A 20,535-nucleotide genomic window follows, 5' to 3' on the forward strand; every position below is an offset into this window, starting at 1 on the left:
CCTGGTGTCGCCACGGCGAGAGCCCCGTCCAGGGTCTGGACGGGGCTCTTTGCCGTGTTCGGGGCTGGATAGGCTGAACCCTCCAGGACTTTTCCATTCGACGGTGGACCCTCAGGAGCGGACCATGAACGTTGTGACCCCGGCAGGCGGCGACAGCGTGGCGGCCCCCACCTGGCCGGGCGTCCTCGACGCCCTGCTCGGCGGCCGGGACCTGCGCGCCGACGACACCGCCTGGGCCATGGACCGGATCATGCGGGGCGCGGCCACCGACGCGCAGATCGCCGGCTTCGCGGTGGCCCTGCGCGCCAAGGGGGAGACGGTCGAGGAGATCAACGGCATGGTGCGCGCCATGTACGCCCACGCCAACCTGATCGAGGTGCCGGGCCGGACCGTGGACATCGTCGGCACCGGCGGCGACGGCGCGAAGACGGTGAACATCTCGACGATGTCCTCCATCGTGGTCGCCGGCACGGGTGCCAAGGTGGTCAAGCACGGCAACCGGGCGGCCTCGTCGGCGAGCGGGGCCTCCGACGTGCTGGAGAAGCTCGGCGTCAACCTCGACCTCGCCCCGGCTCGGGTGGTGCAGGTCGCCGAGGAGGCGGGCATCACCTTCTGCTTCGCGGTGAAGTTCCACCCGGCGCTGCGGCACGTGGCCGCCGCCCGCCGGGAGCTGGGCATCCGGACCACCTTCAACTTCCTGGGCCCGCTGACGAACCCGGCGCGGGTGCGGGCGCAGGCCACCGGCGTCGCCGACGCCCGGGTGGCGCCCATCGTGGCGGGCGTGCTGGCGGAGCGCGGCTCCTCGGCGCTGGTCTTCCGCGGCGACGACGGCCTGGACGAGCTGACCACGACGGCCACCTCCCGGGTGTGGTGGGTGCGGGACGGCCGGGTGCAGGAGCAGCCCTTCGACCCGCGCGACGTGGGCATCGACCTGGTCGACGTCTCCGAGCTGCGCGGCGCGGACGCCTCGTACAACGCGGACGTCGCCCGACGGCTGCTGGCGGGCGAGACGGGTCCGGTGCGCGACGCGGTCCTGCTGAACGCGGCGGCTGCCCTGGTGGCCCTCGACCCCGGTTCCGGCTCCCTGGAGGAGCAGATCCGCGAGGGCATCGCGCGCGGGGCGGAGGCCATCGACTCCGGGGCCGCCCGGGCCGCACTGGAGCGGTGGGTGGCGGCCAGCAACCTCTGAGCGGTCGCACCGGCGGCGCGGGCGGCGCCCCGAGCTGACGGATCCCTGCCGTCGATTTCCGGCCACGCCCCGGTCCCAGCATGCGGACCGGGGCCTTGTGCGTGCGGGATCTTGTGGCAGGATGCTGAGCAGGTCACGAGTGACAGCGTTTTGGCCCCGGCTTGCTGTCCGGCAACCCTCCTTCCGTGGCGGGGTGCCCCGGGTGATGACCAGGCCGCGGGCAGCAAGGCCCGCGGCAAGCGCGGATCCCTCGACACCAGGGGTCCTGGTCTCTCGAGGAGCGTTTTTCCGTGAGCAAGCGAATGCGATAGGGCGAGTCCGCCCCTTCTTCACCCCTCGGAACCAGGGTCCCCTTCGCGTACCCGCCCCCTCCGAGACCTTTCCCCGTACCCCGGACGACGGCCGGCCCGCAGCGCCGCCGCGCCCGCGCACGGGTGACCTCCGAAGCCATTGCGCCCTGCCTGCCGGGAGATTCCGCCATGTCCGCGTCCCTGAACGCCACCGCCACCGCCACCGCCGCCCCCGCGACCGCCGCCTGCGACCCCGCCTGCGCCGAGCCGCTCGCCGTCCTCGGCCGGGACGTCACCGTCCCCCTCGTCACCGGCGGGGAGGTCACCTACGCGGCCCTGGACTACGCCGCGAGCGCCCCGGCCCTGCAGCGCGTGTGGGACGACGTGGCCGCGTACGCCCCGTACTACGGCAGCGTGCACCGCGGCGCCGGCTACCTCTCGCAGCTGTCCACCGACCTGTTCGAGCAGAGCCGGGCCGCGGTCGCCGCGTTCCTGGACTGCCGCCCGGCCGACCAGGTGGTCTTCACCCGGTCCACCACGGATTCCCTGAACCTGCTGGCGGCCGCCCTGCCGGCCGGCTGCCGGGTCTTCGTCTTCGAGACCGAGCACCACGCCTCGCTGCTGCCCTGGGACCACGCGCAGGTCACGTACCTCGACGCGCCCCGCACCCCGGGCGAGGCCGTGGCCACCCTGGAGCGGGCCCTCGCCGACCGACACCCCTACGGCCCCGCGCTGGTGTGCGTGACCGGCGCCTCCAACGTCACCGGCGAACTGTGGCCGGTGAAGGAGCTCGCCGCGGCCGCGCACGCCCACGGCGCGCGGATCGTCCTCGACGCCGCCCAGCTGGCCCCGCACCACCCCGTCTCCGTGCAGGAGCTGGACGTGGACTGGGTGGCCTTCTCCGGGCACAAGCTGTACGCGCCCTTCGGCTCGGGCGTGCTGGCCGGCCGGGCCGACTGGCTCCAGCAGGCTCAGCCCTACCTGGCGGGCGGCGGGGCCTCGCGCAAGGTGGCCCGGCGTGAGGACGGCGGTGTCGAGGTCGAGTGGCACACCACGGCCGCGCGCCACGAGGCCGGCTCCCCGAACGTCATCGGCGTCTACGCGATCGCCTCGGCCTGCCGGGCCCTGGCAGAGGCCGGCTTCGACGCCCTCGTCGCCCGCGAGCGCCGGCTGATCGCGAAGGTGCGGGCCGGCCTCGCGGACGTCCCGCAGGTGCGGATCCTGTCCCTCTTCGGGGACGACGCCCCGCGCGTCGGCGTCCTCTCCTTCGTGGTGGACGGCTGGAACAGCTCCCACTTCGCCGCCGCCCTGTCCGCCGAGTACGGGATCGGGGTGCGCGACGGCCTGTTCTGCGCCCACCCGCTGGTCCGCACCCTGCTCGGCGGCGCCGCGCAGGAGCCGGGCGAGTGCGGCGCCCCGGATGCGGCTCCCGGGGAGCTCCACCGGACTTCGTCCGGGGCGGCCCCCACCCTGAACGCCATCCGCGTCAGCTTCGGCGCCGGCACCCCCGACGAGCACGTGGACCGCTTCGTTCGCGCCGTCAAGGAGCTCGTCACCGAGGGGGCGAAGTGGCAGTACCGCACCGAGGAGGGCCGCTGCGTCCCGGCCGTGTGACACCCTGCCCGCCATGCCCTTGACGACCTACTGGGACCCGGTCCCGACCGTCCGCGCCGCCGCCGGCCGGCCCCTGCCGCCCTGGGACGCTCCGGTACAGGACTGGAGCGCCCCGGTGCCGGGCCGCTGGGACAGGCGCAGCTGGCGGGACGTCCCCGGGCCGTTCTACGGGGCGGACAGCGACACCTGCTGGACCGGCCGGGCCCACGCGCCCGCGCACGTCCTCTACGGCGACGACCACGGTCAGGAGTTCGTCTACCGCCAGCCCCGCTCCGTCGGCGAGACGCACGACCTCATCCGGGCCGCCGAGGCCGATCCGTTCGCCGGCTACGGCGCCGACGGCGACCTGTACTGGACCCCGGAGCTGGTCCGGGACTGGTGGCGCGAGCGCGGGCGGGTGCGCGAGTGGGCCGTGGGCGCGGCCCGGGCCTGGTCGGCGTCGGCGAGCCCGTACGAGCGGGAGGCCGCCCTCGGGGCGCGCGAGTACGTGGCACACATCGACACGGGGCTCGGCGACTGCCTGCGCGGCTATGTGTTCTGGCTGGCCGAGGGCCGTCCTGCCGGGCCGGCGGAGGCGCTGCCCCGGCTGTGAGCCGGGGGGCGGTGCGCGGGCTAGGAGTCCAGGCCGATGGCGAAGGCGGCTTCCAGGTCGTGCTGGGAGTAGGTGCGGAACGCGACGTGGGTGTCGGTGGCCTCGACGCCCGGGATCTTGCTGATGCGGCCCGGGATGATGTCCGCCAGGTCGTCGTGCCGGGCCACGCGGACCAGCGCGATGAGGTCGTACGTCCCCGTGACGGAGTAGACCTCGCTGACGTTCTCCAGCGCGGCGATGGACTCGGCGATCTCGGGGATGCGGTCCACGCTGGTCTTGATGAGCACGATCGCGGTGATCACGGCTGGCTGTCTCCCTCGGTGGCCGTCGCTGATCGCCTCACTCTAGTCGTACGCCGGTAGCGCCCCCACGCGTAGACGAAGCCCAGTGAGAACCCCACCAGGTGGGCCAGGTAGGCCACCCCCGGCCCGCTGCCCGCCCGGTGGGCCGCCAGCCACTGGAGGGAGAACCAGAACAACAGCACCGCCCAGGCGGGGAACCGCAGCGGCAGGAACAGCAGGAACGGGAACAGGCTGGTCACCCGCGCCCGCGGGAACAGGCACAGGAACGCCCCCAGCACCGCCGAGATCGCGCCCGAGGCGCCGACGAGGGTCTGGTCCGAGGAGGCGTTGGCGGCCGCGTAGGCGGCGAGGGCCAGGTAGCCGGTGCCGACGTAGAAGCACAGGAACCCGGGGCGCCCCATCCGCTCCTCCGTCATGGCGCCGAAGACGTACAGGAACAGCATGTTCCCGAGCAGGTGCAGCCAGCTCCCGTGCACGAACAGCGCGGTCAGCGGGGTCAGCAGGGCACGCCCGGAGCCGGTGAAGAGCTCGTCCGGGACCACGCCCCAGCGCCGGAAGTACGCGCCGCCGGACTCCAGGAGCCGCTCGCCGGTCCCGTAGGAGGGGTTCAGCCCGGACGCCGGGCCGAGGACGAACACCAGGCAGCAGCCCGCGATCAGCGCATGGGTGGCCACGGGCCCGCGCGCGGCCTCGCGCACGGCAGCCCGCCACTTTACGATCATGCGATTGAGCATGACCCAACCGGCCCCTCCCCACGCACCGGCAGGCCGTAGGGTTACGTGCTGCGGTCCGCCGATTCGCGCAGACGGCGGCTTTAATTGAATCAGCTACGAAGAAGAGAGCGTCCCGATGACGGTTCCCCTGCCGACCGACACCACGCGGTGGCGCTGCACGCTGTGCGGCAACCTCACGCGCTTCGACGTCACCCGTTCGTCGAAGGTGGTGGAGTACGTCCACCTGGACCTCGCCGGGGAGCCCAAGGTCGAGGAGCGCGAGGTGGTCAGTGAGACCATCGAGTCGGTCCGCTGCCGCTGGTGCAACGCGGTGGACCAGATCGAACTCGTGGACAGGCCGGGCGCGGACTCCTGAGGGAGCCACGCCCCTCTCGGAAAGATCACGGTAGGGGTGACGGATTGTGGAGCCAGCAAGCGGCGCTGAGCCGGCCGGTGCGGCCGGCGACGCCGCCGAGGTGCTCGACCGCCCGCTGCCGGAAGGCGTGCGGCGCCGGGTCGTCGCGCTCGTCTCGGACGCCTTCGGCGGACTGACGGTCGCGGACCTCCCGGCGCAGCTGCGCCAGTACGCCCGGTTCACCCCGACCCGGCGCGCCAAGTTCGCGGGCAACGCCATGGCCGCCGCCGTGGAGGGGGACGCCGTCTTCCGCGGCCGCGTCGCCGAGAAGGTGCGCGAGGCCCAGCCGGAGCTGGCCGGGGCGCTGGACTCCGGTGCGCCGCCCGCCGCCGCGGACCCGCTGGACGTGGCCGCGGCCGCGTACGTGCTGCGCCCGGCCGGCTGGGTGAAGCTGGTGGCCGCCGCGGGCGAGGAGGCCCAGCGCGCCGACGCCGAGCGCGCCGACGAGGAGACCCGGCGCGAACTGGACCGGCTGCGCGGGGAACTGGCCCACGTACGGGACCTCCAGCGCTCCGGCGGCGAGCAGGTCCGGGCCGAGCTGGAGGCGGCGCGCAAGGAAGCCGAATCGCTTCAGCGCAAGCTGCGCAGCGCCCACAGCGACGTCAAGCGGGGCGAGGCGGCCCTGCGCAAGGTGACCGCCGAGGTCGACGCGATCCGCGCCGAGGCCGCCGCGCAGGTGGCGGCCGCGGAGAGCGAGACCCGCCGGCTCAAGTCGCGCCTGGCGGAGGCCGAGTCGGCGCTGGAGACCTCGCGGCGGGCCACCCGCGAGGGCCGCAGCATCGAGGACATGCGGCTGCGGCTGCTGCTGGACACCGTCCTCGACGCGGCCCAGGGGCTGCGCCGCGAGCTGGCCCTGCCGCCGGTCTCGACGCGGCCGGCCGACACCGTCGAGGCGGTGGAGCCGGGCCGGATGACCCCGAAGGACATCGCGGCGCGGGCCCTGTCGGAGACCGACCCGGCGCTGCTGGACCAGCTGCTGGCGCTGCCCCAGGCCCATCTGGTGGTCGACGGCTACAACGTGACCAAGACCGGCTATCCGACGATGCCGCTGGAGAAGCAGCGGCTGCGGCTGCTGGGCGGGCTGTCGATGCTGGCCGCGCAGACCGGCGCGGAGATGACCTGCGTGTTCGACGGGGCGGAGCTGGCGGCGCCGGTGCTACTCGCGCCACCGCGCGGGGTGCGGGTGCTGTTCTCCAAGCCGGGCGTGACGGCGGACGAGCTGATCCGCCAGCTGGTGCGCGCCGAACCGCCCGGGCGGCCGGTGGTCGTGGTCTCGACGGACCGCGAGGTGGCCGACGGCGTGGCGAAGGCCGGGGCCCGGCCCGTCACGTCCGCTTTGCTCCTGAAGCGGCTTTCGCGCGTTTCATAACTCGTTGGCGGAATACGGCATTTCGCCGGAGGGTCGGCGAACGGACCGTCAAGTGGCCTGCACGCAGCGTGCGCCCCAGGTAAAGAACCTGGTCGGAGCAAGGGATTTTTCCCGCGGGGATTTGAAGTGATCACAGCCGGGTCACTAGGGTCTGCTCAAACCTTCGTGCGGTAGATCACCCATTCGGGGTGACGGCGAAGGCGTCGCCGGGGTGCGCGCGTGCGTTTCCCCTCCCCTCCTCGGCGGCACTGGAAGAAGGAGCTCGGCTTCGTGGCGTCCCACCGTCGACCCAAGCAGCCGACCCGCGCACGGGTGACCGTCCTCACCGCCACGGCCGCCGCTGCCGTCGCCCTCTCGGCGCACGGCGCCTCCGCCGCTCCCGGCGGGCCCGGCAAGGACGAGGTCAAGGCCAAGGTCGACGCGCTCTACGAGGAGGCCGAGCAGGCCACCGAGAAGGCCAACTCGGCCAAGGAGCGCCAGGAGAAGCTGGAGAAGGAGATATCCCAGCTCCAGGACCAGGTCGCCCGCGGCCAGGAGGAGCTCAACCAGCTCCGCAACACCCTGGGTTCGATGGCCAGCGCCCAGTACCGCACCGGCGGCATGGACCAGTCCGTCGCCCTCTTCCTCTCCGGGGACCCCGAGACCTACCTGGAGAAGGCCTCCACGCTCGAGCAGTTGACGGGCAAGCAGGTCGAGGCCGTCCAGCGGATCCAGGCCAAGCAGCGCAGCCTCGCGCAGCAGCGCCAGGAGGCCGCCGGCAAGCTCGCCGACCTCGACGCCACCCGCAAGGAGCTCGCCGAGAAGAAGAAGGCCTCGCAGGACAAGCTCGCCGAGGCCCAGGCGCAGTTGAACACCCTGACCGCGCAGGAGCGCGCTCAGCTCAAGGACGACGACAGCCGCGCCAGCCGCGGCGACGGCGACCGCGCCGACCTTGGCAACGTGAAGGTCTCCGGCCGCGCCGGGGCCGCCCTGGAGGCGGCCAAGACCAAGCTGGGCAGCGCCTACGTCTCCGGCGCCACCGGCCCCAGCGCCTTCGACTGCTCGGGGCTGACCCAGTGGGCCTACAAGCAGGCCGGGGTCAGCATCTCCCGCACCACCTACACCCAGCAGAACGACGGCACGCGCATCGGCCGCAGCGAGCTCCAGCCCGGCGACCTGGTCTTCTTCTACTCGGACATCCACCACGTCGGCCTGTACGCCGGCAACGGCATCGTGCTGCACGCCTCGAACCCGCGCGGCGGCGTCAAGTACGAGTCCATCAACAACATGCCGTTCCAGTTCGGCGTCCGCATCTGACGCCCTGCGCCCCGGCCCCTGACTCCGGCGCGCGGTTGACTCCGCCGCCCCGTCCGGCGCCTGCGCGCTGGCACGTCGTACACCGCCCATCCGGGCGAATTCGTCGGCCCCGACGCGACCCCGCGCCCCGCCCGTGACCTGCGTACCGGGCGGGGCGTCGCCGTGTGCGGCCCGCGGCGGTCGTTGGCCGGTGCCCGGCCGCGCGGCTACTGTCTGCCCGCGCGGAGCCCCGGCACACGGCCGTCCACGGGGGGCGGACCCGGTCCCGCAGCGGAAGGGAGCGGCGTCACATGGCGTCCCATCGCCGGTCCGGTCTCGGCAGCCTCGACCGCACCACCAAGGCCACCGTCCTGACCGCCGCGGCCGCGGCCGCCGCCGCCATGACGGGCGCCGCCGCGGCGGCCCCCGCCCTGCCGCAGGAGCCGCCTTCCGGCGCCCGCGCCCAGGTCGACCGGCTCTTCGAGGAGGCCGAGCAGGCCACCGAGCTCTACAACAAGGCCGGCGAGCGGGCCGGCGAACTGCGCGCCGAGATCGACCGGGCGCAGGACCAGCTGGCCCGCGGCCAGGACCGCATCAACACCATGCGCGGCGTGCTCGGCGCCTTCGCCGGCGCCCAGTACCGCTCCGGCGGCATCGACCCCGCCGTCGAGCTGATGCTGTCCGAGGATCCGGACGAATACCTCGAAAAGGCCTCCACGCTGGACCGCCTGACCGGCCGCCAGGCCCAGCAGCTCGCCGAACTGCGGGCGGAGCAGCGCCGCCTGGGCCAGCAGCGCCACGAGGCCTCGCTCAAGCTCGCCGAGCTCGACTCCGTGCGCGCCGACGTGGCCCGCCAGAAGCGCGTCGTCACGGCGAAGCTCGCCGCGGCCCGCCGGCTGCTGAACGAGATGCCCGCACAGGAGCGGGCCGACTACGAGCGGGCCTCCCGCTCCGGCGACCGGCCCGACGCCCTCCCGCCCGGGCTGCCCGACGCCGGCCCGGGCGCCTCCTCGGGCCGCGCCGCCGCGGCCGTGCGGGCCGCCCGCTCCGCGGTGGGCCGCCCGTACATCTGGGGCTCCACCGGCCCCACCGGGTTCGACTGCTCCGGGCTGATGGTGTGGTCCTACCGGCAGGCCGGCGTCTCCCTGCCGCGCACCTCCCAGGCCCAGCGGTACGCGGGCCGGCAGGTCCCGCTCTCGGAGGCCCGGCCCGGGGACCTGGTCACCTACCGCTCCGACGCCAGCCACGTCGGCATGTACGTCGGCAACGGCCAGGTCGTCCACGCCCCCTACCCGGGGGCCCGGGTGCGCTACGACCCGGTCGGGATGATGCCGGTGTCCTCCGTCACCCGGCCCTGAGCGGGCCGGTGGCTACGATCGGCGGATGCCCCCGAGCCTCCCGGCCGCCGTACGAGCCGCCCGCCCGCCGCGGCGCGCCGCCGCCCGCATGCCGGGCCGCGCCGCCGCCCGCGGCTCCGGCTCCGGCCCGGTCCTGCGCCGCGCGGCCGTGGTGCCGCTGCTCCTCGGCGGGCTGCTCGCCGGCTGCTCCGCACCCCCGGCCCCCGACACCGCGGAGCGCGAGGTGCGCGCCGCCGTCGCCGCCTGGTCGCAGCGGCCGCCCGCCCCGCTCGCCGGGATCCCGCTGGAGGGGTGGGCGTACGAGGTCACCGCGGTCCGGCGGGACGGCGACCGGGCCACCGCCCAGGCCCGGCTCGGCTACCGGATCGCCGGCTACGACCCGGCCCCGGCCGGCTCCGCCCGCGAGGTGCGCCTCGGCCGGTCCGGCGGACGGTGGCGGGTCACCGGCGAAGGGCCCGGACCGGGCGCGCCGCAGCAGCTGTGGGACCAGGGCCCCGTGACCGTGGCCCGCGGCGCGCACGCGCTGGTGCTGGGCGCCGGCCGCGACCCCGGGGAGCTGTCCGGGATCGCAGCCGAGGCCGACCGGGCGGTGGCCGCGGCGGGCGCCGCCTGGCCGCGGCCGTGGGCGGGGCGGGTGGTGGTGCTGGTGCCCGGCTCGCCGGAGGCGATGGGGGCCCTGCTGGGGCGGCCGGCCTCGGAGTACCGGGGCATGGCCGCAGTGACCACCGGCAGCACGGGCGCCGCGGCCGGCCCGGCCGACCGGATCGTGGTCAACCCCTCCGGATACGCCGAGCTCAGCGCCGCCGGCCGGGGCATCGTCCTGGCCCACGAGGCCACGCACGTCGCCACCCGCGCCGCCACCTCCGCCCGGACCCCGCTGTGGCTCTCGGAGGGCTTCGCCGACTGGGCGGCCTACCGCGCCCGCGGCACCGCCCCGGCCGAGGCCGCGCCCGCCCTGGGCCGGGCGGTGCGGCGCGGGGAGCTGCCGGCGGTGCTGCCCCGCGACGCCGACTTCGCCTTCGGCAGCGATCCGGAGGCGCTGGCGCGCGCCTACGAGGGGGCCTGGCTGGCCTGCCGGCTGATCGCGCAGCGGTGGGGGGACGCGGCCCTGGTCACCCTGTACGAGCGCGCGGGGCGCGAGCCGCTGCCGGAGGCGCTGGAGGGCGTACTGGGCCTGGACGAGGCGGGGCTGACCCGCGCCTGGCAGGAGGCCCTGCGCGGGGAGCCGGCCGGGGACCGACCGGCCTGACCGCCCCGGCGGGCCCGTCCGGTACTGTCGGCAGGCGATGCACAAGACGCTGATCGTGACCAACGACTTCCCGCCGCGACCGGGCGGCATCCAGGCCTTCCTGCACAACATGGCGCTGCGGCTGGATCCCGACCGGATCGTCGTCTACGCCTCCACCTGGAAGCACAGCGCGGAGGGCCGGGAGGCCACCGCCGCCTTCGATGCGGAACAGCCGTTCCAGGTGGTGCGCGACCGGACCACCATGCTGCTGCCGACGCCGCGCGTCACCCGCCGGGCGGTGGGCCTGCTGCGCGAACACGGCTGCGAGTCGGTGTGGTTCGGGGCCGCCGCCCCGCTCGGGCTGATGGGGCCGGCGCTGCGGCGGGCCGGGGCGCGGCGGATCGTGGCGACCACGCACGGGCACGAGGCCGGCTGGGCCCAGCTGCCCGCGGCGCGGCAGCTGCTGCGGCGGATCGGCGAGGGCACGGACACCCTGACGTACCTGGGGGAGTACACCCGCTCCCGGATCGCGTCGGCCCTGACCGAGCGGGCCGCGGCCCGGATGGTCCAACTGCCGCCGGGCGTCGACGAGAAGACCTTCCACCCCGGGTCGGGAGGCGACGAGATCCGGGCGAGGCTGGGCCTGTCCGACCGCCCGGTGGTGGTCTGCGTCTCCCGCCTCGTCCCGCGCAAGGGCCAGGACACCCTGATCGGGGCCATGCCGCGGATCCTGGCGGCCGTGCCGGATGCGGTGCTGCTGGTGGTGGGCGGGGGGCCGTACGAGGCGGACCTGCGCGCGCTGGCCGCCGCGACCGGTGTCGCGGACTCCGTGGTCTTCACGGGCGCCGTCCCGTGGTCCGAGCTGCCGGCCCACTACGGCGCCGGCGACGTCTTCGCCATGCCGTGCCGGACGCGGCGGGGCGGGCTGGACGTGGAGGGGCTCGGGATCGTGTACCTGGAGGCTTCCGCGACGGGCCTGCCGGTCGTCGCGGGCGACTCGGGGGGAGCGCCCGACGCGGTGCTGGACGGCGAGACGGGCTGGGTGGTCCGGGGCGGCTCCGCCGGCGATGCCGCCGAGCGGATCACGGCCCTGCTCCAGGACCCGGCCCTTCGCTCCCGCATGGGTGAGCGGGGCAGGGCCTGGGTCGAGGAGAAGTGGCGCTGGGACCTCCTGGCCGACCGCCTCCGCGACCTCTTGTAGCCGCTGCCGCCGTCCCGCTGCGCGGAGCCGTTTCCCCTCCCCGCCCCTTCCCGCTGCGGGGAGGGGGACGGCTCCGGGCAGCGGAAGACGTACACGTCGGACTGTGACGTGGATGTCTGTCAACACCGTCTCTCGGCGGACGGCCGGATTCCGTCCATCATGCCGCCATGAGAAGTCATCTGACGCGCCGTCATTTTCTGGGGCTCGGCGCCCTGCAGACGGCGGCGGCCCTCGGCCTCACCCGCATCGGCCTCCAGGCCGCCCACGCCGCCGAACCGCCCCCAGCGGCCTACGCCCCCGCCATCGTCGTCGGCTCCGGCTACGGCGCCGCCGTCGCCGCGCTCCGCCTCGGCCAGGCCGGCGTGCGGACCGTGGTCCTGGAGATGGGCCGCCTCTGGAACACCCCCGGCCCCGACGGCAAGGTCTTCCCCTCCACCTCGGCCCCCGACCACCGCTCCATGTGGTTCCGCACCCGCACCGAGGCCCCGCTCGCCACCTTCCTCTGGCTGGACGTGGTCAACCGCGACATCACCCCGTACCCCGGCGTCCTCGACCGCGTGCACCACGGCGACATGTCCGTGTACGTCGGCCGCGGCGTCGGCGGCGGCTCCCTCGTCAACGGCGGCATGGCGCCGACCCCGCGCCGCTCCTACTTCCAGGAGGTGCTGCCGCGCGTCGACGCGGACGAGATGTACGGCACGTACTTCCCCCGCGCCCGCGCCATGCTCGGCGTCAACGACATCGACCCGGGCTGGTTCGAGTCCACGGAGTGGTACCGCTTCGCCCGGATCTCCCGCAGGCACGCCCAGAACACCGGCCTGAAGACCGCCTTCGTGCCGAACGTGTACGACTTCGGGTACATGCAGCGCGAGGCCGCGGGCACCGCCGCCCGCTCCGCCCTCGCCGGCGAGGTGATCTACGGCAACAACCACGGCAAGAAGAGCGTCGACAAGACCTACCTCGCGGCCGCGCTCGGCACCGGCAACGTCACCATCGAGACCATGCAGCGCGTGGTCGGCGTACGCCAGGACCCGGCCGGCGGCTACGTGCTCACCGTGCACGGCAGCGACGTCACCGGACGGGTCACCGAGGTCCGCGAGCTGGGCTGCCGGCAGCTCTTCCTCGGCGCCGGAAGCCTCGGCACCACCGAGATCCTGCTGCGCGCCCGCGAGCGCGGCACCCTGCCGGAGCTGAGCGAGCAGGTCGGCCGCGGCTGGGGCCACAACGGCAACATCATGACCGCCCGCGCCAACCACCTCTGGGACACCGTCGGCGCGAACCAGGCCACCATGCCCGCCCTCGGCATCGACGACTGGGACAACGCGGCCAACCCGGTCTTCGCGGAGATCGCCCCGCTGCCGATGGGCATCGAGCACTGGATCTCGATGTACCTGGCCATCACCAAGAACCCCGAGCGCGGCTTCTTCACGTACGACGCGGCCACCGACTCGGCGCGGCTGAACTGGCGGCGCGAGCAGAACACCCCGTCCGTCGAGGCGGCCAAGTGCCTCTTCGACCGCATCAACCGCGCCAATTTCACGATCTACCGCTACGACCTGTTCGGCGACAACAAGGCCTTCGCCGACACCTTCACGTACCACCCGCTCGGGGGCTGCGTCCTCGGCCGGGCCACCGACGACCACGGCCGGGCCAAGGGCTACCGGGGGCTGTACGTGGTCGACGGCTCCCTCGTGCCGGGGTCCCTCGGCGTGAACCCGTTCGTGACCATCACCGCCCTCGCGGAGCGCAACATGGCCCGGATCCTGGCCGAGGACCCCCGGTGAGGGGCGGGGCTCAGGAGCGGTAGAGCGCCTCGATCTCGTCCGCGAAGTCCTTCGCCACCACGTTCCGCTTCAGCTTCAGCGAGGGCGTGATGTGGCCGGACTCCTCCGTGAACTGGGAGGGCAGGATGCGGAATTTCCGCACCGATTCCGCCTTGGAAACCGCCGCGTTGCCGTCGTCCACGGCCTTCTGGACGGCGGCGATGAGGTCCGCGTCCTCGCGCAGGTCCGCCGCGGTGGCACCGGCCGGCTTGCCGTTCTCCGCGGCCCAGCGGGCCAGGAACTCCTCGTCGAGGGTGACCAGCGCCGCCACGAAGGGCCGCGCGTCGCCCACCACCATGCACTCCGCGACCAGCGCGTGCGCCCGGATCCGGTCCTCGATCACCGCCGGGGCGACGTTCTTGCCGCCGGCCGTGACGATGAGCTCCTTCTTGCGGCCGGTGATGGTGAGGTAGCCGTCCTCGTCGAGGGTGCCGACGTCGCCGGTGTGGAACCAGCCGTCGGTCAGCGCCTCGGCGGTCGCCGCCTCGTTCTGCCAGTAGCCCCGGAAGACCTGCTCGCCGTGGAGCAGCACCTCGCCGTCGTCGGCGATGCGCACCACCGAGCCCGGCAGCGGCTGGCCGACCGAGCCGATCTTCGGGCGGTCCCACGGGTTGAAGGCGGTGGCCGCGCAGGACTCCGTCAGGCCGTAGCCCTCGAGCACCGTGAAGCCGATGCCGCGGAAGAAGTGGCCGAGCCGCTCGCCCAGCGGGGCGCCGCCGGAGATCGCGTACTCGCCGCGGCCGCCGAGGACGGCGTGCAGCTTGCTGTAGACCAGCTTGGAGAAGACCTTGTGCTTGAGCCGCAGTCCGAAGGACGGGCCGCCGGCGCTGTCGAGCGCGCGGCTGTACGCGATGGCCGTCTCGGCCGCCGCGTCGAAGATCTTCCCCTTGCCGTCGGCCTGGGCCTTGGCGCGCGCCGAGTTGTAGACCTTCTCGAAGACGCGCGGCACGCCGAGGATCAGCGTCGGCCGGAACGACTGCAGCTCGTCGGTGAGGTTCTTGATGTCCGGTACGCAGCCCAGGCGGATCGGCGCCAGCACGGCCGCCACCTCCACCAGGCGCCCGAAGACGTGCGCGGCCGGCAGGAAGAGCAGCACCGAGCACTCGCCGGTGCGGAACAGCGGGCTCAGGCGCTCCACCACGTTGCCGCACTCGGCGAAGAAGTTGCGGTGGGTCAGCACGCAGCCCTTGGGGCGGCCGGTGGTGCCCGAGGTGTAGACGATGGTGGCCGGGGCGTCGGCGCCCGCCAGCGCGCTGCGCTCGTCGACCACGGCGTCCGGGACGTCGGCGCCGGCGGCCTTCAGGGCCTCGACGGCGCCCTGCTCCATCTCCCAGACCTCGCGCAGCTCCGGCAGCCGCTCGCGCAGGGAGGCCACGGCGGCGCTGTGGCCCGGGCCCTCCACGACGGCGGCGACGGCGCCGGAGTCGCCGAGGATCCACTGGATCTGCTCGGGCGAGCTGGTCTCGTACACGGGGACGGTGACGCCGCCCGCGGTCCAGATCGCGAAGTCGATCAGCACCCACTCGTAGCGGGTGCGGGAGATCAGCGCGACCCGGTCGCCGGGCTGCACGCCCGCCGCGATCAGGCCCTTGGCGGCGGCCCGGACCTCGGCGAGGAACTCGGTGGCCGTCACGTCCTGCCACCTGCCGTCGACCTTGCGGCCCATGACGGCGGTGTCGGGATGCTGCGCGGCATTGCGGCGGATGAGATCCGTCAGGTTCCCGTCCGACGGGACCTCGTACAGGGCCGGAAGGCTGAACTCGCGCAAGACTGCTGCTCCTCTGGGCGCCATCGCCACCGTGTGGACCGACCGGACGTTACCCACCGGTAGTGGGTTCCGGATAGAGGGAACCGGCCAGATGTTCCGTGCGTCACATGACGCGGCACTGCCCTGCCGACCCTAGTCGACAGCGCCGAGGACTCGGAAGTAACCGCAGGTAGGGCCACTTGCGCGACCCCCTCTACCCGCCGTCCGACGGCCCCCCTAGGGTTGCCCCCATGGCTGGCAGCACCCAGGGCAGGAAGAGCGGCACGCACCCGGCCGCACCGTCCGCCGCACGCACCGGGACCCGTGTCCACGTGGTCAGCGACGTCCACGGCAACGCCGAGGCGCTCGCCCGCGCCGGGGACGGCGCCGACGCCCTGATCTGCCTCGGCGACCTGGTGCTCTTCCTCGACTACGCCGACCACTCCCGCGGCATCTTCCCCGACCTCTTCGGCGTCGAGAACGCCGACCGGATCGTGGCGCTGCGCACCGCCCGCCGCTTCGACGAGGCCCGCGCCCTCGGCCGGCGGCTGTGGGCGGGGCTGGACCGGGAGCGGCTGATCGAGGACGCGGTGCGCCGCCAGTACGCCGAGATGTTCGCCGCGTTCCCCCATCCCACGTACGCCACCTACGGCAACGTCGACATCCCGGGCCTGTGGCAGGAGTACGCAGGCCCGGGCACCACCGTCCTCGACGGCCAGCGCGTGGAGATCGCCGGCCGGGTCTTCGGCTTCGTCGGCGGCGGCCTGCCCTCCCCGATGCGCACCCCGTACGAGGTGGACGAGGAGGAGTACGCCGCCAAGGTCGAGGCCCTCGGCGAGGTGGACGTGCTGTGCTCGCACATCCCTCCGGAGGTCCCCGAGCTCTGCTACGACACCGTCGCCCGCCGCTTCGAGCGCGGCAGCGAGGCGCTGCTCGCCGCGATCCGCAGGACCCGGCCCCGCTACGCCCTCTTCGGCCACGTCCACCAGCCGCTGGCCCGCCGGATGCGGATCGGGAGCACCGAGTGCGTGAACGTCGGCCACTTCGCCGCCACCGGAAGGCCCTGGGCCCTGGAGTGGTGACCTCCGCACGCACGGTAGCCTGCACGCGGCGGCCGCAGGCCGCACACTTCCTCGAAATACTCCACGGAGGAGCGACCGCGATGGCGGAACACACCAGCTCGAGCATCACGATCGATGCGGCGCCGGCCGACGTCATGGCAGTGATCGCCGACTTCGCCCGCTACCCCGAGTGGACCGGCGAGGTGAAGGAGGCCGAGGTGCTCGCCGCCGGCGCGGACGGCCGCGCCGAGAAGGTCCGCCTGCTGCTCGACGCCGGCGCGATCAGGGACGACCACACCCTCGCCTACACCTGGAAGGGCGCCGACGAGGTCAGCTGGACCCTGGACAAGTCGCAGATGCTGCGCCAGCTCGACGGCTCCTACCGGCTGGCCCCCCTCGACGGCGGCAAGCGCACCGAGGTCACCTACCAGCTGACGGTCGACGTCAAGATCCCCATGCTGGGCATGATCAAGCGCAAGGCCGAGAAGGTCATCATCGACCGGGCCCTCGCGGGCCTGAAGAAGCGCGTCGAATCGACCCGGTCGGCCTGATCCGCGTGCACACCCTGCTCGTCACCGGCCCCGGCGGGGCCGGGTGCACCACCGTCGCCGCGGCCGCCGCCCGCGCCGCGGCCCGGTCGGGGCAGCGGGTGCTGCTGCTCTGCGCAGACCCCGCCGACCCGCTCACCGCGCCCGCCGGGGCCGCGGAGTCCGTCGGGGGCGCGGGGACCGCGGCCGCGCAGGGCGTGGAGGTCGCGCCGGGGCTGACAGCCCGGGCCGCCGGCGGGGTCCTGGTGGCCCGCGTCGACTCCGGCGAGGAGTTCCGCACGGAGCTCGCCGCGCTCCAGGAGCGCGGGTCCGCCCTGCTCGGCATGCTCGGCTCCCGGCCCATGGGCGCCGAGGAGCTCACCGAGCTGCCCGGCGCGGAGCAGTTCGCGCTGCTGCGGGCCCTGCGGCGGGCCGCCGCCGCGCCCGCCGTCGACCTGGTCGTCGTCGACCTGCCCGCGCTGCCCCGTGCCGTGGCCGTCCTCGCCCTGCCCGCGCAGCTGCGCCGCTACCTGGCCCGGCTGCTCCCGGCCGAGCGGCAGGCCGCGCGCGCCCTGCGCCCCGTCCTGGCGCAGCTGGCCGGCGTCCCGATGCCCGCGCAGTGGCTGTACGAGGCCGCCGCCCGGTGGGACGAGGAGCTGGCCGCCGTCCAGCGGGTCATCGAGGCGGACACCACCTCGGTCCTGCTGGTCGCCGAGCCCGGGCCCGCCGCCGACGCCGCCCTGCGGACCGGGCTGCTCGGGCTCGCCCTGCACGAGCTGCCCGTCCGGGGGATCGTCGCCAACCGCATGGTGCCGCAGGGCTCGCCCGACCCGTGGCTGGCCGGGCTCGCCGCCGAGCAGGAGAAGTACGCCGCCCAGTGGGCCGGCCACACGCCCGTGGTCCCGCTCGGCCACCTCGGCCGGGCCCCGCGCGGGCCGGAGGACCTCGACCGGCTCGCCGCCGCCCCCGGGCTGCTCCCGCACGGCCCGCCGGCCCGCCGGAACTGGGCCGTGGAGGACCGCCTCGCCGAGGACGGTGTACTCGTCTGGGTGGTGCCGCTGCCCGGCGCGCACAAGCGCGACCTCGACCTGGTCCGGCGCGGCGACGAACTGACGGTCGCGGCCGGACCGCACCGGCGGATCGTTTCGCTGCCCTCCGCGCTGCGCCGCTGCACCGTCTCCGGGGCCGCCCTCACCGACGGCCAGCTCCGCGTCCGCTTCACCCCCGACCCGGGACTGTGGCCCCGCCGGGCCTGAACCGCGTACCCCCGTTCGGGTAACGTCGAAAGGGATAAACGCACCGCACGTTTCGCCGCTGCCGCAGGAGAGTCCGCCATGAGCGAGGCCACCGACCGTCCCGCCGACGACGACGCCTGGGCCACGGCCTGCGCCGAGGACCTCGCCGCCGAGAAGGAGCGCCGCCGCACCCGGCACGGCGGCGGCGCCGACACGGGCACCGCAGGCGCCGCCGAGGAGCTGTACAAGCTGTTCGAGGCCGTCGCCGACAAGGTGTCCGCCCTGAACAATCCGCTGCTCGCAGCCACCGCCCAGGGCGCGCTGCGGCAGTTCGTCGACCAGGCGAAGGCCGCCGCCAAACCCGTCGTCGAGCGCAACCCCGAGGTCTTCGGCCACCTGGCGGCCGCCGGCTCCGAGCTGCTGGCCGCCTACCGCTCCGCCGTGGAGGGCCACGAACGCCGCTGGACCCGCGACGAGCCCGCCCCCGGGCCCGGCGCCGGGCGCCCCTCCGACCGGCCCTCCGGCGACGGCTCCGACCCCCGCGACGAGGGCGGGGCCGGCCCCGGCCACCGGATCGATCTCGACTGAGACCCCGCTGCCCTCGGGTACCGTTGGCCATGGCGGGGTTTGACCGGAAACCGAGGGACTAATGGGACTCACCATCGGCGTCGACATCGGCGGCACGAAGATCGCGGCCGGCGTGGTCGACGAAGAGGGCACCATCCTTGAGACGTACAAGGTGCCCACCCCGCCGACGCCGGACGGCGTGACGGACGCGATCTGCGCCGCCGTGTCCGAAGTCAGCAAGAACCACACCATCGAGGCCGTCGGCATCGGCGCCGCCGGCTACGTGGACGACAAGCGCGCCACCGTGCTGTTCGCGCCCAACATCAACTGGCGCCACGAACCGCTCAAGGACAAGGTCGAGCAGCGCATCGGGCTCCCGGTCGTCGTCGAGAACGACGCCAACTGCGCCGCCTGGGGCGAGTACCGCTTCGGCGCCGGCCAGGGCCACGAGGACGTCATCTGCATCACGCTGGGCACCGGCCTCGGCGGCGGCATCATCATCGGCAACAAGCTGCGCCGCGGACGCTTCGGCGTCGCCGCGGAGTTCGGCCACATCCGGGTCGTCCCGGACGGCCTGCTGTGCGGCTGCGGCAGCCAGGGCTGCTGGGAGCAGTACGCCTCCGGGCGCGCCCTCGTCCGGTACGCCAAGCAGCGCGCCAACGCCACCCCCGAGAACGCGGCGATCCTGCTCGCGCTCGGCGACGGCACCCCCGACGGCATCGAGGGCAAGCACATCAGCCAGGCCGCCCGCCAGGGCGACCCCGTGGCCATCGACTCCTTCCGCGAGCTGGCCCGCTGGGCCGGTGCCGGCCTGGCCGACCTGGCCTCGCTCTTCGACCCCTCGGCGTTCATCGTCGGCGGCGGCGTCTCCGACGAGGGCGACCTCGTCCTCGACCCGATCCGCAAGTCCTTCAAGCGCTGGCTGATCGGCGGCGCCTGGCGCCCGCACGCGCAGGTGCTGGCCGCCCAGCTCGGCGGCAAGGCCGGCCTGGTCGGCGCCGCGGACCTGGCCCGCCAGGGCTGACGCACCCCGCGCCCTTCGCGCTGGGCGATCCTGCCCGCCGTGCCCTCTGGGGCGCGGCGGGCAGGATGGCTATGTTGCCGGTATGGATATGGACCTGACCTCGCGGCTCCCCGCTCTGCCCCGGTCCCGTACCGAACCGGACGGCTCGGCCGTCGTCCGCGTCCTCAGCTACAACATCCGCTCGATGCGCGACGACGAGGAGGCGCTGGCCCGGGTGATCCGGGCCTGCGCCCCCGACCTTGTCCTCGTCCAGGAGGCGCCGCGGTTCTTCCGCTGGCGCAAGCACGCGGCGCGGCTCGCCGCCAAGACCGACCTGGTCGTCCTCTCGGGCGGCGCGACCGCCGCCGGCCCGCTCCTGCTGTGCTCGCTGCGCGCCTTCGTGGAGGGCACCGAGGACGTCCTGCTGCCGCTGACCCCCGGCCTGCACCGGCGCGGCTTCGCCACCGCCGTGGTCCGCTTCGGGGCCGCCCGGGTCGCCGTGGTGAGCGCGCACCTCTCGCTGGACCGGGCCGAGCGGCTGGCCCAGGCCGAGCAGCTGCTGGCGCGGGTCCGGAAGGCCGACGCCCCCTACGCGATCGTCGCCGGGGACATCAACGAGGCCCCCGACGGGCCCGCGTTCCGGCTGCTGGCCGGGGCCCTCCAGGACTGCCGCGTGGCTGCGCCCTGGGGCGGGGAGCACACTTTCGTCCGGTCCAGGCCGCCCCGTCGCATCGACGCGATCTTCGCCTCGGCGGGGGTGGAGGTCCTGGGGTGCGGTGTTCCGCAGGGCCTGGACGGGATCGAGCCGGCGGACCTGGCCGCCGCCACGGACCACCTCCCGGTCCTCGCGGCCCTCCGCCTTCCGGCGCCGGTGTAGCGGCTGCCGCTGCGCGGAGCCGATTCCCCACCCCGCCCCTTCCCGAAACGCCTCAACCGCCGGCGGGGCTGGATGGATCCAGCCCGCGCGGCGTTTGAGCGCACCGGGCGCGGAGCGCCCGCAACGGGGTCCGGGGCGTCAGCCCCGGT

19 protein-coding genes and 1 riboswitch are annotated in these 20,535 nt (G+C 74.5%); of the genes, 16 read left to right on the top strand and 3 right to left on the bottom strand.

Features of this window, described 5'->3' with window-relative positions; all coding sequences use genetic code 11:
• Positions 1–124: 124 nt before the first annotated feature.
• The 3 genes from trpD (at position 125) to AB0953_RS20810 (ending at position 3,685) form a co-directional block, all read left to right on the top strand.
• Positions 125–1,189, top strand: a complete 1,065-nt coding sequence (gene trpD / locus AB0953_RS20800) for an anthranilate phosphoribosyltransferase (RefSeq protein ID WP_366860984.1) — start codon at positions 125–127, stop codon at positions 1,187–1,189.
• Positions 1,190–1,320: 131 nt separating this feature from the next.
• Positions 1,321–1,437, top strand: a riboswitch (SAM riboswitch).
• 231 nt (positions 1,438–1,668) lie between these two features.
• Positions 1,669–3,093 carry an aminotransferase class V-fold PLP-dependent enzyme gene (locus AB0953_RS20805; protein WP_366860985.1) on the top strand — a complete coding sequence of 475 codons (1,425 nt, stop codon included), beginning with the start codon at positions 1,669–1,671 and terminating at the stop codon, positions 3,091–3,093.
• A 13-nt stretch (positions 3,094–3,106) separates the two neighbouring features.
• The gene (locus AB0953_RS20810) at positions 3,107–3,685 is read left to right on the top strand and encodes a ferredoxin (protein WP_366860986.1); all 579 of its coding nucleotides are present in this window, start codon (positions 3,107–3,109) and stop codon (positions 3,683–3,685) included.
• A 20-nt stretch (positions 3,686–3,705) separates the two neighbouring features.
• Here the strand turns inward: AB0953_RS20810 and AB0953_RS20815 are convergent, their stop codons facing one another.
• Positions 3,706–3,987 carry an Lrp/AsnC ligand binding domain-containing protein gene (locus AB0953_RS20815; RefSeq protein WP_366860987.1) on the bottom strand — a complete coding sequence of 94 codons (282 nt, stop codon included), beginning with the start codon at positions 3,985–3,987 and terminating at the stop codon, positions 3,706–3,708.
• A complete protein-coding gene (locus AB0953_RS20820; protein WP_366860988.1) occupies positions 3,984–4,709 on the bottom strand; it encodes a rhomboid family intramembrane serine protease in 726 nt (241 codons plus the stop codon). Before AB0953_RS20820 ends, AB0953_RS20815 begins: the two co-directional genes overlap by 4 nt.
• A gap of 127 nt (positions 4,710–4,836) precedes the next feature.
• Here AB0953_RS20820 and AB0953_RS20825 point away from each other — a divergent pair, with 127 nt between their 5' ends.
• The 7 genes from AB0953_RS20825 (at position 4,837) to AB0953_RS20855 (ending at position 13,330) form a co-directional block, all read left to right on the top strand.
• Positions 4,837–5,076, top strand: a complete 240-nt coding sequence (locus AB0953_RS20825; protein ID WP_249771655.1) for a hypothetical protein — start codon at positions 4,837–4,839, stop codon at positions 5,074–5,076.
• Positions 5,077–5,119: 43 nt separating this feature from the next.
• Positions 5,120–6,484 (top strand): NYN domain-containing protein, encoded by a 1,365-nt coding sequence (locus tag AB0953_RS20830; RefSeq protein WP_366861112.1) that lies wholly within the window; start codon positions 5,120–5,122, stop codon positions 6,482–6,484.
• A 270-nt stretch (positions 6,485–6,754) separates the two neighbouring features.
• Complete coding sequence (locus tag AB0953_RS20835; protein ID WP_366860989.1) at positions 6,755–7,780, top strand: NlpC/P60 family protein; 1,026 nt, start codon at positions 6,755–6,757, stop codon at positions 7,778–7,780.
• A 290-nt stretch (positions 7,781–8,070) separates the two neighbouring features.
• Entirely contained in the window at positions 8,071–9,117 is a 1,047-nt protein-coding gene (locus AB0953_RS20840) for an NlpC/P60 family protein (RefSeq protein WP_366860990.1), read from the top strand.
• A 25-nt stretch (positions 9,118–9,142) separates the two neighbouring features.
• On the top strand, positions 9,143–10,366 hold the full coding sequence (locus tag AB0953_RS20845) for a hypothetical protein (protein ID WP_366860991.1): 1,224 nt from the start codon (positions 9,143–9,145) through the stop codon (positions 10,364–10,366).
• 37 nt (positions 10,367–10,403) lie between these two features.
• Positions 10,404–11,546 carry a glycosyltransferase family 4 protein gene (locus AB0953_RS20850; RefSeq protein WP_366860992.1) on the top strand — a complete coding sequence of 381 codons (1,143 nt, stop codon included), beginning with the start codon at positions 10,404–10,406 and terminating at the stop codon, positions 11,544–11,546.
• Between the two features lie 167 nt (positions 11,547–11,713).
• Entirely contained in the window at positions 11,714–13,330 is a 1,617-nt protein-coding gene (locus AB0953_RS20855; RefSeq protein ID WP_366860993.1) for a GMC oxidoreductase, read from the top strand.
• A gap of 10 nt (positions 13,331–13,340) precedes the next feature.
• Here the strand turns inward: AB0953_RS20855 and AB0953_RS20860 are convergent, their stop codons facing one another.
• A complete protein-coding gene (locus AB0953_RS20860; RefSeq protein WP_366860994.1) occupies positions 13,341–15,137 on the bottom strand; it encodes an AMP-dependent synthetase/ligase in 1,797 nt (598 codons plus the stop codon).
• Between the two features lie 230 nt (positions 15,138–15,367).
• Here AB0953_RS20860 and AB0953_RS20865 point away from each other — a divergent pair, with 230 nt between their 5' ends.
• The 6 genes from AB0953_RS20865 to AB0953_RS20890 all read left to right on the top strand — a co-directional run bounded on the left by AB0953_RS20865 (position 15,368) and on the right by AB0953_RS20890 (position 20,386).
• Complete coding sequence (locus AB0953_RS20865) at positions 15,368–16,198, top strand: metallophosphoesterase (RefSeq protein ID WP_366860995.1); 831 nt, start codon at positions 15,368–15,370, stop codon at positions 16,196–16,198.
• Positions 16,199–16,278: 80 nt separating this feature from the next.
• Positions 16,279–16,728, top strand: coding sequence for an SRPBCC family protein (locus tag AB0953_RS20870; RefSeq protein WP_366860996.1), 450 nt, complete (start codon positions 16,279–16,281; stop codon positions 16,726–16,728).
• A gap of 5 nt (positions 16,729–16,733) precedes the next feature.
• The gene (locus AB0953_RS20875; protein WP_366860997.1) at positions 16,734–17,960 is read left to right on the top strand and encodes an ArsA-related P-loop ATPase; all 1,227 of its coding nucleotides are present in this window, start codon (positions 16,734–16,736) and stop codon (positions 17,958–17,960) included.
• A 78-nt stretch (positions 17,961–18,038) separates the two neighbouring features.
• Positions 18,039–18,527: a DUF5304 domain-containing protein gene (locus tag AB0953_RS20880; protein ID WP_366860998.1), complete on the top strand. Its 489-nt coding sequence runs from the start codon at positions 18,039–18,041 to the stop codon at positions 18,525–18,527.
• A gap of 61 nt (positions 18,528–18,588) precedes the next feature.
• Positions 18,589–19,530 carry an ROK family glucokinase gene (locus AB0953_RS20885; protein WP_362174664.1) on the top strand — a complete coding sequence of 314 codons (942 nt, stop codon included), beginning with the start codon at positions 18,589–18,591 and terminating at the stop codon, positions 19,528–19,530.
• Positions 19,531–19,618: 88 nt separating this feature from the next.
• Positions 19,619–20,386, top strand: coding sequence for an endonuclease/exonuclease/phosphatase family protein (locus tag AB0953_RS20890; RefSeq protein ID WP_366861113.1), 768 nt, complete (start codon positions 19,619–19,621; stop codon positions 20,384–20,386).
• The last annotated feature ends 149 nt before the right edge of the window (positions 20,387–20,535 follow it).

Origin of the sequence: Streptomyces sp. NPDC046866, assembly GCF_040704625.1 — a bacterium.
Lineage (GTDB): Bacteria > Actinomycetota > Actinomycetes > Streptomycetales > Streptomycetaceae > Streptomyces.